Here is an 11,135-nt window from a genome sequence, read left to right on the forward strand (position 1 = left end):
GCCCGGACCTGCGGAATGCCCACCCCCTCCGCAGATGCCACCGTGCTACTGAGCGGCGCCTTCGAGCGCCAAGGCGAGCTCAGCGAAAGGCTGTTGCACTCCCTGCCCCCCGTACTCCTCGCACCAGCCGAGGCCAGCTCCTTCGCAGCGGACCTGATGGCCGAGGAGATCGTCAAAGACCGCCCAGGACAGCAGCTGGTCCTGGACCGGCTGCTCGACCTCATGCTGGTCTCCGCCCTGCGTACCTGGTTCGACAACCCGGACGCCGACGCCCCGGCCTGGTGCCGCGCCCTGGACGACCCGGTGGTGGGGACCGCGCTGCGGCTGCTGCACGACGACCCCGCCCGCCCCTGGACGGTGGCAGAGCTGGCGGCCGGCGCAGGGGTGTCGCGGGCCGCGCTCGCCCGGCGGTTCACCGTGCTGGTCGGTGAACCGCCGATGGCCTACCTCACGAGCTGGCGGATCGCTCTGGCCGCGGATCTGCTGCGGCAGACCGACCTGACGGTGGGCACCATCGCGAAGAAGGTGGGTTACGCCAATGCCTTCGCGCTGAGCGTGGCGTTCAAGCGGTTGCGCGGCATGCGGCCCAGCGATCACCGGGACAGCGATCACCGGGACCGCGTCGCGACTACGCGAACGGCACCGTAAAGCAAGCCAGCCGGTCCCCGGCCATGCCCGCCTCCCCGTGCCCCGTGTGCGTCTTCTCCTCGTGCAGCACCAACGACATCGCCCCGCCCTTCCGGAAGCGCCAGTCCTGCGCGGCGAACGCGTGCGCCGCGCCCTCCCCATCCGTCGCGAAGTCCAGCCACACCTCATTGCGGGGGTTCGCATACGCCGGGTCCACTGACGGCGTCACCGGATCTGCCTCGTCCTGGTAGTGCGGCCCCGCGGCATCGCCGTCGTCGCCGCACGGCTTGGTGTGGATGTGGGCGCCGTACTCGCGGTCCGCCTTGAGGCCACGCACGCCGAGCAGGAGATAGGTGCGCTTGCCGGTGGTGCGCTCCACGACGGCGATGTCCGCCCCCTCCGGCACGAGCTCCCGGTCATACGTCACGGCGTCGCCGGAGCCGGAGCCGGCCCCCACCGCAGGCGAGAACGTGCCCGACTTCACCAGCCACCCATCCCCCTGAGCGCTCTGCGCACCGGCCGGCGCCGCACCGCCCATCACGGTCAGACTCGCCGCCAACGCCACTACTACGCCCGCACCCTTGGCCTTAGCCACCATCGCCGCCGTCCTCCTCGTTGAAACGCGTACTGAGTCGGTTACGCCAAACACGTTCCCCGCCCCGAGTGGCCGCAGCGTGCCGTACGCGCGAGGCATCCGGGTGACCGTGGTAAAGAAGGGGCAAGCGTGATTCGAACAACATCAAGGAACCCCCGGGACATCACGCACCTACCGAGGCGTACGCTGTACAGGAACGAAAACTGACCTAGCCGCCAAGCGTGAACACAGGTCCTCGCGGCAGGAACCGACTGGAGTACTGCCGTGGAATTCTTGGGGTCGCTCACCGACTCCCCCTGGATCTACCTGGTCATCGGCACCTCCGTTCTCCTCGACGTCTTCCTCCCGGTGCTGCCCAGCGGCGCCCTGGTGATCATGGCCGCCGCCGCTGCGGCCGGTACGTCCACCGCCGCGACCGCGGTCCGCAAGGGCACGGCGGTGCTGGACCAGGGGGGCCATCTGCCCGAACTCCTCGGCCTCGTCGCCTGCGCCGCCACCGCGTCGGTGCTCGGCGACCTGGTCGCGTACCGCCTGGCCTGGCGCGGCGGCGCCCGGCTGGACCGCGCCCTGTCCCGCTCCCGCCGCCTGTCCGCGGCGCAGGAGGGCCTCGGTGCGGCACTCGCCCGGGGCGGCGGCGCCCTGGTGGTGCTCGCCCGGTTCGCGCCTGCGGGGCGGTCGGTGGTGAGCCTCGGTGCGGGTGCGGCGCATCGCAAGGTGCGCGAGTTCCTGCCGTGGTCGGCGCTGGCCGGGGTCGTGTGGGCGGCGTATGGCGTGACGCTCGGGTACTTCGGCGGGCAGTGGCTCGGGACCGGCTGGGTCTCGACGCTGGTGTCGATTCTGGCGCTGTTCGCGGCCGGGGCCGGGGCGGCGTATCTCGTGAAGCACCCGCGGCGGCGGTCACGCAGGCAGGTCGAGCCGGCCTAGCCGAAAGCAATCGTCAACCCCGGGTTGACGACACAGTCACCGTCAACCTACGGTTGACGCATGGACGCGAATCCCGTACGTCTCAATGAACTGATCGATCTCGTCAAACGCCTCCACCCCGAAGCCGACCCCCTCACCCACCTCGAGGACGCGGTCGTCGTCTCCACCCGCCTCGAAGAGCTCGCGGACCACCTCATAGGTCACTTCGTCGACCAGGCCCGTACCGCCGGCGCCTCCTGGACCGATATCGGCCAGCATCTGGGCGTGAGCAAGCAGGCGGCGCAGAAGCGCTTTGTCGCCAAGGACGGTGACGATCTCACCAAGACCGCCTTCTCCTTCGAGCGCTATACGCTCCGGGCCCGGCAGGTCGTCGTCGAGGCGCAGGCCGCGGCGCGGCGGTACGGGCACGAGCAGGTCCGCACCGAGCATCTCGTGCTCGGCCTGCTGCAGGAGCCCGAAGGGCTGGCCGCCAAGGCCATGAACGCGCAGGGCTCGGCGGTCGCGATGGTCCGCGAGGCCTACGAGGCGGAGTTCGGGCTCGCGACGGACGATAACGGCGCCGCCCCGGACCGCCCGGTCAAGCTCTCCGACGCCGAGGCCACGACCTTCAGCGGCGGCGCGAAGAAGACGCTGCAGCTCGCCCTGCGCGAGGCCCTCCGGCTCGGGCACAACTACATCGGCACCGAGCACATCCTCCTCGGACTGCTCCGCAACGAGGGCAGCGACGGCGCCAAGGTCCTCGCCGACCTCGGCATCACCCGGCAGGGCTCGGAGGACTACCTGCTGCCGCTGCTGGACGGCTTGAAGTAGCCGTCGACGGTGGCCGTCACCACCCGGCTGTAGCGGGTGATGCCCGGTGAGTCGACCGGGCAGGGGCGGCCGCCCTCGACCGGCTTGGCCAGGCAGAAGTGCTGGGGGTCGTCGCTGCGATGCAGCGCCGCCCGGCCGTTCTTGCACAGCCCGTGGGACTGTTCGTACGCGTCGCAGTCCACCTGCTCCGCCCACTTCCCGTCCGGGCCGCCGAGCCGCTTGCCCACATCGGCGGTGAGGTCGCGGGCGGCCTTGGCCTGGCGGCGGTAGATGTCGTTGACGCCGTCGGTGCGGGCGGGATTGAGGGCGTCCGGCGGCTGCAGCACCCAGACGATCCGCGGGCGCGGGGTGCCGGCTTCCTTCGCGGCGTCCTCGATCTGCTCGGTGAGGGCGCGGGCGTCGGCCGCGTAGCGGTCGTAGTACTCCTGCGTGCCCCACTTGATGTTGTCCATGCAGGGCGTATAGCCCCAGGCGTTCCCCCAGAACTGCATCACCACGACGCCCGGCTTCTCGCTCGCCACCAGCGCCGCGGCCTTCTGCCGGGCCTTGACCAGCGAGTCGCCCTTACGGCCCTGGATGTAGTCGCACAGCGTGGTGCCGCCGACCGGCTCGCTGCGGTAGGCGGCGCCGGTGCGGCGGAGCCAGCTGCCGAGCTCGTTCTGGGTCTCCATGGCGAGCGAGTCGCCGAGGTAGAGCACGCGGTGCGGGACGTCCGGGGCCTTCGGCGCGGTCGCGGTCGGCGTCGGTGCCGCGCTCCGGGTCGGCTTCGCGCCGGCTGCCTTCCCCGGTTTGTCGGACCACTGCACCTGGCCGGGCTCGGCGCTCGCGCCGTCATCCCCCGCGCCCCCGTCCGATACGGACACGGCCGCGCCCCAGCCGACAGCTGTCACCAAAAGCAGTCCCGCGAAGAGCGGCCATACCCAGCGCCGGTGCCGCATACGGTCGCTCCCTCACATCGGAGTTAACTGGCCGGTAGCGTAGGGGGCTCGGGACCCGAGGTCGAGGGTCAGTGCACACCCGCCGTAACTCCCGCCACTCCGAGCAGCAGCACCGCCGACACCACCCCGATGCCCCGCCGGGCCCTCGGACTCCGGCCGAGCGCGGTGCCGGCGCGGGCCGCGGCCAGGGCCACCAGCACGTAACCCGCGGAGCAGCACAGCACGTGCAGCAGCCCGAGCACCGCCGTCTGCGCGCCGAGCGGCAAGGCCGCCTCCGGGGAGACGAATTGCGGGATCAGGGCCAGGTAGAGGAGAAGTCCCTTCGGGTTGAGCAGTGCCGTCAGCAGGCTCTGCCGCAGTACCTTCGCGGGGCTCGCCTCAGCCACCGCGCGGTCGAGCCGCTGCCGTCGGTCGCCCCGGCGCTGCCGCAGCGACAGGAGCAGCCCGGCGGCGAGGAAGACCAGGTAGGCCGCGCCCACGTAGCGCAGCGCCACCAGCGCCCCGGGGAGCGCGGCGAAGGCGGCCGCGAGGCCGACGGCGGCGAGCAGCGTGTGCGCCGTATACGCGGTGGCCATGCCCGCGACCGCGTAGAGCCCGGCCTCGCGGCCCTGCCGCAGGGCGCGGGCGACGATGTACATCCAGTCGGGTCCCGGCGTGAGGATCAGCAGGACGTCGACTCCCAGGAAGAGCAGCAGCAGTCGGGTATCCATGGCGTCGACGCTAGGGCCGACGTCCTGGCAGCCGCTGGTGACTTATGGCCCGGGGCGGCGAACTGCGGGCAGAATATTGCGCCATGGACCGGATAGACCGCAGAATCCTGCGGGAGCTGCAGCAGAACGGCCGCCTCAGCAACGCCGAGTTGGCCGAGCGGGTCCGCCTGACCCCGTCGCCCTGCCTGCGCCGGGTGCGGCAGCTGGAGCGGGACGAGGTGATCCGCGGCTATCGCGCGCTGCTCGACGGCGCGGCCGTCGACCGCGGCTTCCAGGTCTTCGTCACGGTGGTGCTGGCGCGGGAGGACCGGGCGACGGTGGCGGCCTTCGAGGACATCGTCGCCTCCCGTCCGGAGGTGGTGGAGGCCCATCGGCTCTTCGGGGAGCCGGACTTCCTGCTGCGCGTGGCGGTGCGGGACCTCCCCGCGTACGAGCGCTTCCACTCGGAGGTGCTGGCGGACCTGCCGGGGCTCGGTCAGCTCACGTCGCACATGAGCATGAAGCTGATCAAGGAAGATCAGGGCTTCCCGCTGGACGGCTGAGGCCGTCGAGCCAGTCGAGCAGCTGGCGGTTGACCTCGTCCGGGCGCTCCTGCTGGATCCAGTGGCCACAGTCCTCCAGGATGTGCGAGCCGACCAGGCCCGGCAGCGTCTTCGGGTACGCCTCGATGGCCGCTGCCAGCCACATCGTGGAGGCGTCGCGGCCGCCGCCGAGGAAGAGTGAGGGCTGGGTGATGGGCGCGCCGTCGAGGTCGGCGAGGTCCTCCCAGTCGCGGTCCATGTTGCGGTAGCGGGCCAGCGCGCCCGCCATTCCGGTGCGCTCGAACTCACCGGCGTAGACGTCGAGATCGGCCTCGGTCAGCCAGCCCGGCAGCGGCCCGGCCGGGAAGCGGTCGCGCAACTGCCCGTCCCGGGCGGCGAAGTGCGGGTCGGGAGCGTCGGGGCCCGGCATGGTGTCGGCGGAGAAGGCGGCGTAGAACCCGGCCAGCCACCCCCGCACATCCGGCTCGATCTCCGCCTCCGCCCGCCCCGGCTCCTGGAACCGGCTGACGTAGAACTCCTCGGCGCCGCCCGCCATCCCGGCGAACATCTCGCTCGGCCGCGGCCCCCCGCGCGGCGCGTACGGGACGCTGAGCATCGCCACGGCGGTGACGACGTCGGGCCGCAGCAGCGCGCTGTTCGCGGCGATCCCCGCGCCCCAGTCGTGGCCGACGACGACGGCGGTCCGCTCGCCGAGGCCGTGCACCGCCGCCACGCAGTCCTCGACCAGCTCCGTCATCCGGTACGCGGCCACGTCGGCCGGTCTCGACGACCGCCCGTAGCCGCGTACGTCGACGGCAGCGGCGCGGTAGCCCGCGGCGGCGAGCGCGGGGAGCTGGTGGCGCCAGGAGTACCAGGACTCGGGGAAGCCGTGCAGCAGGAGCACCAGTGGGCCAGCGCCCTGTTCTACGAGGTGGATCCGGCCGGCGGGGCCGGGAACTGTGCGGTGGACCAGGGGTGATGGCGTCATGATCCAATCGTGCGGCATGGTTGCCACCGCTCCCAGCACCTTTGCCGTTCCGGCAAAGAAGGCGTCAGTGGTACAGCACCCGCGCGATCTTCGGGTCGTCGATATTCGTGCGGTCGTACCAGTAGTGGCCGGTCTCGATGACCTTCGGCAGCTTCTCGCCCTTGATCGCCCGTACCGCCGCCGCCACCACCTGCGCGCCGATGTCCGCCGGGTCCTGGGTGATCGCGCCGATCATCCGGCCCTCGTTGATCGCGTTGATCTGCCCCTGTCCCGAGTCGAAGCCGACGATCTTCAGGTCGTCCTTGCCGCTCTCCTTGACGCCCTGGACGACGCCCATGGCGGACCCCTCGTTGGAGCCGTAGATGCCGTCAAGACGCGGGTTCGCGGCGATGATCGACTTGGTGATGTCCGCCGACTTGGTCTGATCGCCGCCGCCGTACTGCACCGGCAGCAGCTTGATCCCCGGCGCGTGCTTCTTCATCCAGTCGACGAAGCCGTCCCGCCGGTCGACGCCGGAGGCCGCGGTCTGGCTGTGCACGACCAGGGCCACCTGCCCCTTGCCGCCCAGCGCCTTCGCCATGTGCTTCGCCGCCTCGGCGGCCGCGGCCTTGTTGTCGGTGGCGGCCGTGGTCAGCGGGATGTCGCTGTCGACGCCCGAGTCGAAGGCGATCACCGGCTTCTTGTCCCGCTGCGCCTGCTTGAGCATCGGCTCCACCGCCTTGGAGTCGAGCGCCGCCAGACCGATCGCGTCGGGGTTCTTGCCGAGGCTGTTGGAGACCATGTTGACCTGCGCCTCCACCTCCGACTCCGTCGCCGGGCCCTCGAAGCTGATCTCCACCCCGCGCTTGGCCGCCTCCTTCTCCGCGCCCTCCTTCACCGTCTGCCAGAACTGGTGCTGGAACCCCTTCGAGACGATCGCGATGTACGGCTTCCTGCCGTCCCCGTTCACGTCACCACCGCACCCGCTGAGCACGAGCGCCATCGCCGTCGCCGCGCCGGCCGCGGCCGTCAGTCGCCTGATCCGCATCCTGCCGCCCCCTCAGGCCGTGCGCTTACGCGCCTGGTCGGCGTAGACCGCGGCGACGATCACGCAGCCGAGGATCACGTTCTGCCACTCCTGCGGGACCGAGGTGATCTGCAGGCCGTTGTTCAGCACCGAGATGATCAGGGCGCCGATGACCGTACCGACGATCGAGCCCTTGCCGCCGGACAGCGACGTGCCGCCGATCACCACCGCCGCGATGGCCTGCAGCTCGTATCCCATGCCGGTGGCGGGCTGCGCCGAGCCGAGCCGGGCGGAGATGAGGACGCCGGCGAGGCCGATGAAGAGGCCGCAGACGACGTAGATGATGATCTTCCACTTGCGGACGTCGATGCCGGAGAGGCCGGTGGCTTCTTCGTTGGACCCGATCGAGTACGTGTAGCGGCCGAGCAGCGTGCGGTTGAGGGCGATGCCGCCTATGAGGGCCGCGGCGGCGAGGATCAGGACGGCGTTCGGGAAGTCCGCGCCGGGGATGATCGAGCCGGTGGAGATGTCCGTATACCCGGAGTCGCCTTCGAAGTAGATCGGCGCGCTCTTGGAGATGACGAGCGCCAGCCCCTGCGCCACCAGCATCATCGCCAGCGTGGCGATGAAGGGCGGCAGCTTGAGGAAGGTGACGTTGAGGCCGTTCACCAGGCCGATCAGGGCGCCGAAGGCGAGCGTCATCAGCACCCCGAGCCAGATCGGCACGCCCCAATTGACGATAAAGACACCCGACATCACCGCGCACAGGGTCATGCCCGTGCCCACCGACAGATCGATCCCGCCGGCCACGATCACGAAGGTCGCGCCCAGCGCCAGCGTGCCGATCACGACGGTCGAGAAGAGCAGCGAGGTGATGTTGCTGTAGTTGAGGAAGTTCGGGCTGGCGATCGAGAAGTAGAGGACGATGACGACCAGGCTGGCGAAGGCCAGCAGCTGCTGGAACTTGCCCTTGAGGGCGGCCAGTCCGCCGGGCCGCTCGGGCTGCTGCTCCTGGTCGGGCGCTACGGCTGCGGGCGCTGTCATGGTTCGTTCCTTCGGTTCGTACGTGGGGGGTGTGCTGGTCAGGCCGCGTGCGCGTCGCTGTCTCCGTCACCGCCGCCGTCGCCGGGGCTGGGCCGCAGCGTCGCGTAATGCATGACCTTCTCCTGGGTGGCCTCCGCCGCGGTCAGCTCGCCGGTGACCCGGCCCTCGCTCATCACGACGATGCGGTGCGCCATGCGCAGCAGTTCGGGGAGCTCGGAGGAGATCATGATGAGGGACTTGCCCTGCTGGGCGAGCTCGTTGAGGAGCCGGTAGATCTCTTCCTTCGCCCCCACGTCGATGCCGCGGGTCGGCTCGTCGACGATGAGGATGTCGCAGTCCTTGACCAGCCATTTGGCGAGCGCGACCTTCTGCTGGTTGCCGCCGGAGAGGTTTCTGACGGGCTGGTCGACGGACGGCGTGCGGATGCGCAGCGCGGCGACGAGTTCCTTCGACTTCTCGCGTACGGCACGGTCGTTGACGAAGCCGCGGGAGAGGAAGCGCTCCTGCAGCGAGCTGATCCCGATATTGGCGCTGACGTCCTGCTCCACCAGCAGCCCGAGCCGCTTGCGGTCCTCGGAGAGATAGCCGATGCGGTGGGCGGCGGCGTCGGCGGGATTCTTGATGCGGACCTGCGTGCCGCGCAGGGTCACGGTCCCCGACTCCACCGGATCCGCCCCGACGATCGCCCGCGCCACCTCCGTACGCCCGGCGCCCATCAGCCCGGCGAGCCCGAGGATCTCGCCCTGCTTCAGCTCCAGGGAGACGTCCTTGAGCAGCGCCTTCGTGCTCAGCCCGGCGACGCTGAGCACGGTCTCGCGATCGTCCCGTACGCCCTCAGGGCCGGCGCCGGTGTCGATCTCCCGCCCGACCATCCGCGCGATGACGTCCTGCATGGAGGCGTCCTCGGTCGTGAGCGTGTCGACATAACGACCGTCGCGGATCACGGTGATGCGGTCCGCGATCGCCTTGAGCTCGTCCATGCGGTGCGAGATGTAGATGACGCCGGTCCGCGGGGCGACGAAGCGCCGGATGAGGTCGTGCAGGGCGGCGACCTCGGCGTCGTTGAGTGCGGCCGTCGGCTCGTCCATGATCAGGATCTTCGCGTCGTACGACAGCGCCTTGGCGATCTCGACCATCTGCTGCTGGGCGACGGTGAGCGTGCCGACGCGGGCGTTCGGGTCGAGCGGCAGCTGCAGGCGCTGGAGCAGCTCGCGGGTGCGGGCGACCAGCTCCCGGTCGCGCAGCAGCAGCCGGCCGCGCGGCTCGCGGCCGATGAAGATGTTCTGCGCGACCGTGAGGTCGGGCATCAGGTTGAACTCCTGGTGGATGATGCTGATGCCGAGCTGCTGCGCGTGCCGCGGCCCGTCGATGCGCACCTGCGCGCCGTCGATGAAGAACTCGCCCGCGTCCGGGGTGTAGATCCCGGAAAGCAGCTTCATGAGGGTGGACTTGCCGGCCCCGTTCTCGCCGACGAGGGCGAGCACCTCGCCGGGCGCGAGGTCGAGGTGCATGTCCTGGAGGGCCTGGACGCCGGGGAAGGCCTTTCCGACGCCGCGGACGCGGAGGAGGGACTCGGTGTTTTCGGTGCTCAAGAGACCACTCCTTTACGGAGGATGGCGTTGCCGTAGGTACGGGTCTCCCCGGTCCGTATGACGAGGAAGCCGGCCTCGGCGGCGGTGTAGAAGTCACCGCGCTGGAGCTCCCGCACGTCCTTGGCCTGTGCGCCCGCCGCGCCGATGAGCTCGTCCTGCACCGGCAGCCGCCCGTCCGGCGAACTCATCAGGTACAGCGCCGTCTCGTGCTCGTCGAGCGGGATGACGGTTCTGATGGCGGCGAGCAGGCCCGGGGTCGTCACACCCGGGAAGTCGAGGATCCGCCCGTGCGCGGCGGCCGTGCGCGCGGCTGGGAAGTGGGCGTCGGCGAGCACTACGGTGTCACCGTGGCCCATGGCGTCCAGATGCCGCAGCAGGTCCCCGGTGAGGTAGGGGTGGATGTTCATGAGCACCGCGTCGCGCTCCTTTGGGGGAGGGGCTGAGGAGGGAGGCCAGTCGCGTGGAATCGATTTCACGGGGAGGTTAAAAGCGCGCGACAGCCGAGGTCAATGGCCTTGCCGCAGGAAAATCACGCGAAGCCCGGGAACAGAGCCGGGCCCCCGAGGACGCCGCGGTACGACCCGGCCACGGCAGGCGAGAAATCGATTTCTCGAAGCACCGGAGGCTCCATGGAGACAGCCGGCAAGACCGCAGTGGTGACAGGCGGGGCGACGGGCATCGGCGCGGCGGTGGCCGCACGGCTCGCCGACGACGGCGCGAAGCTCGCGATAGTGGACCACGACCCGACGGCCGGGGAGGCGACGGCCCGCGCCCTGGGCGCGGTCTTCGTACCCGCCGACCTGTCGGACCGCTCGAACGTGACCCCGGCGATGCGGGCGGCGACCGCCCAGCTGGGCGGCATCGACATCTTGGTGAACAACGCGGGCGGTGTGTTGGACCCCGGCACCGACGGTGCCGGCGGCGTCGACGGACCGTATTACCCGCACTCGGGCCGCCGCGAATGGGGCGCCGTGATGGAACTGAACCTGCTCGCCCTGATGCTCTGCACCCAGCTCGCGCTGGCGTCAATGACCCAGCGCGGCGGCGGCGCGATCGTCAACATGGCCTCGATCGCCGGCCTCGGCACCGACCCGCACCGGGTCCCCGAATACGCGGCGGCGAAGGCGGCGGTCATCCGCCTGACGGCGGGCTGCGCTCCCCTTCGGGAGTCGGCCGGTGTCCGGGTGAACTGCGTCTGCCCCGACATGGTCGACACGCCGTCTTCGCGCCGGGTGCGCGCGACGATGAGCGGTCCGGACCTCGACCGGCTGCCGCCGGTGTTGGCGCCGGAGGACATCGCGTCGGCGGTGGTGCGGCTGATAGCGGACGAGAGCCTGGCGGGGCGGGCGCTGGTGTGCCCGGGTGGGGCGGAGCCGTATC

The 11,135-nt window shown here is 70.7% G+C and carries 13 protein-coding genes; 5 read left to right on the forward strand and 8 right to left on the reverse strand.

What is annotated here, in order from left to right:
- Positions 1 to 648, forward strand: a 648-nt coding sequence (locus G5C51_RS34805) for an AraC family transcriptional regulator (protein WP_165243627.1), incomplete at its 5' end; no start/stop codon positions are given.
- Here the strand turns inward: G5C51_RS34805 and G5C51_RS34810 are convergent.
- Entirely contained in the window at positions 629 to 1,225 is a 597-nt protein-coding gene (locus tag G5C51_RS34810) for a superoxide dismutase family protein (RefSeq protein WP_165243629.1), read from the reverse strand. The genes G5C51_RS34805 and G5C51_RS34810 overlap by 20 nt on opposite strands.
- Positions 1,226 to 1,495: 270 nt before the next feature.
- Between G5C51_RS34810 and G5C51_RS34815 the strand changes: the two genes are divergently transcribed.
- Together G5C51_RS34815 and G5C51_RS34820 are read left to right on the forward strand one after the other, a co-directional pair.
- Positions 1,496 to 2,146 (forward strand): DedA family protein, encoded by a 651-nt coding sequence (locus G5C51_RS34815; protein WP_165243648.1) that lies wholly within the window; start codon positions 1,496 to 1,498, stop codon positions 2,144 to 2,146.
- Between the two features lie 60 nt (positions 2,147 to 2,206).
- Positions 2,207 to 2,956 (forward strand): Clp protease N-terminal domain-containing protein, encoded by a 750-nt coding sequence (locus tag G5C51_RS34820; protein WP_165243631.1) that lies wholly within the window; start codon positions 2,207 to 2,209, stop codon positions 2,954 to 2,956.
- On the opposite strand, the gene G5C51_RS34825 is transcribed toward G5C51_RS34820, so the two are convergent.
- Positions 2,923 to 3,846: a DUF459 domain-containing protein gene (locus G5C51_RS34825; RefSeq protein WP_338118412.1), complete on the reverse strand. Its 924-nt coding sequence runs from the start codon at positions 3,844 to 3,846 to the stop codon at positions 2,923 to 2,925. The two genes, G5C51_RS34820 and G5C51_RS34825, sit on opposite strands and share 34 nt — an antisense overlap.
- 116 nt (positions 3,847 to 3,962) lie before the next feature.
- Positions 3,963 to 4,604 carry a LysE family translocator gene (locus G5C51_RS34830; protein WP_165243635.1) on the reverse strand — a complete coding sequence of 214 codons (642 nt, stop codon included), beginning with the start codon at positions 4,602 to 4,604 and terminating at the stop codon, positions 3,963 to 3,965.
- Positions 4,605 to 4,687: 83 nt separating this feature from the next.
- Between G5C51_RS34830 and G5C51_RS34835 the strand changes: the two genes are divergently transcribed.
- Positions 4,688 to 5,146 (forward strand): Lrp/AsnC family transcriptional regulator, encoded by a 459-nt coding sequence (locus tag G5C51_RS34835; protein WP_165243636.1) that lies wholly within the window; start codon positions 4,688 to 4,690, stop codon positions 5,144 to 5,146.
- Here the strand turns inward: G5C51_RS34835 and G5C51_RS34840 are convergent.
- The 5 genes from G5C51_RS34840 to G5C51_RS34860 all read right to left on the reverse strand — a co-directional run bounded on the left by G5C51_RS34840 (position 5,112) and on the right by G5C51_RS34860 (position 10,162).
- Positions 5,112 to 6,113, reverse strand: coding sequence for an alpha/beta fold hydrolase (locus G5C51_RS34840; protein WP_206314659.1), 1,002 nt, complete (start codon positions 6,111 to 6,113; stop codon positions 5,112 to 5,114). The two genes, G5C51_RS34835 and G5C51_RS34840, sit on opposite strands and share 35 nt — an antisense overlap.
- A gap of 64 nt (positions 6,114 to 6,177) precedes the next feature.
- Complete coding sequence (locus G5C51_RS34845) at positions 6,178 to 7,140, reverse strand: ABC transporter substrate-binding protein (RefSeq protein WP_165243640.1); 963 nt, start codon at positions 7,138 to 7,140, stop codon at positions 6,178 to 6,180.
- 12 nt (positions 7,141 to 7,152) lie between these two features.
- Positions 7,153 to 8,163, reverse strand: a complete 1,011-nt coding sequence (locus tag G5C51_RS34850) for an ABC transporter permease (RefSeq protein ID WP_165243642.1) — start codon at positions 8,161 to 8,163, stop codon at positions 7,153 to 7,155.
- 38 nt (positions 8,164 to 8,201) lie between these two features.
- Positions 8,202 to 9,755: a sugar ABC transporter ATP-binding protein gene (locus G5C51_RS34855; RefSeq protein WP_240930128.1), complete on the reverse strand. Its 1,554-nt coding sequence runs from the start codon at positions 9,753 to 9,755 to the stop codon at positions 8,202 to 8,204.
- Complete coding sequence (locus G5C51_RS34860; RefSeq protein WP_240930129.1) at positions 9,752 to 10,162, reverse strand: RbsD/FucU family protein; 411 nt, start codon at positions 10,160 to 10,162, stop codon at positions 9,752 to 9,754. Before G5C51_RS34860 ends, G5C51_RS34855 begins: the two co-directional genes overlap by 4 nt.
- Before the next feature lie 222 nt (positions 10,163 to 10,384).
- On the opposite strand from G5C51_RS34860, the gene G5C51_RS34865 reads away from it, so the two are divergent.
- Positions 10,385 to 11,135, forward strand: a 751-nt coding sequence (locus G5C51_RS34865) for an SDR family NAD(P)-dependent oxidoreductase (RefSeq protein ID WP_165243646.1), incomplete at its 3' end; no start/stop codon positions are given.

The organism is Streptomyces coryli, assembly GCF_011044975.1.
Classification (GTDB): domain Bacteria; phylum Actinomycetota; class Actinomycetes; order Streptomycetales; family Streptomycetaceae; genus Streptomyces; species Streptomyces coryli.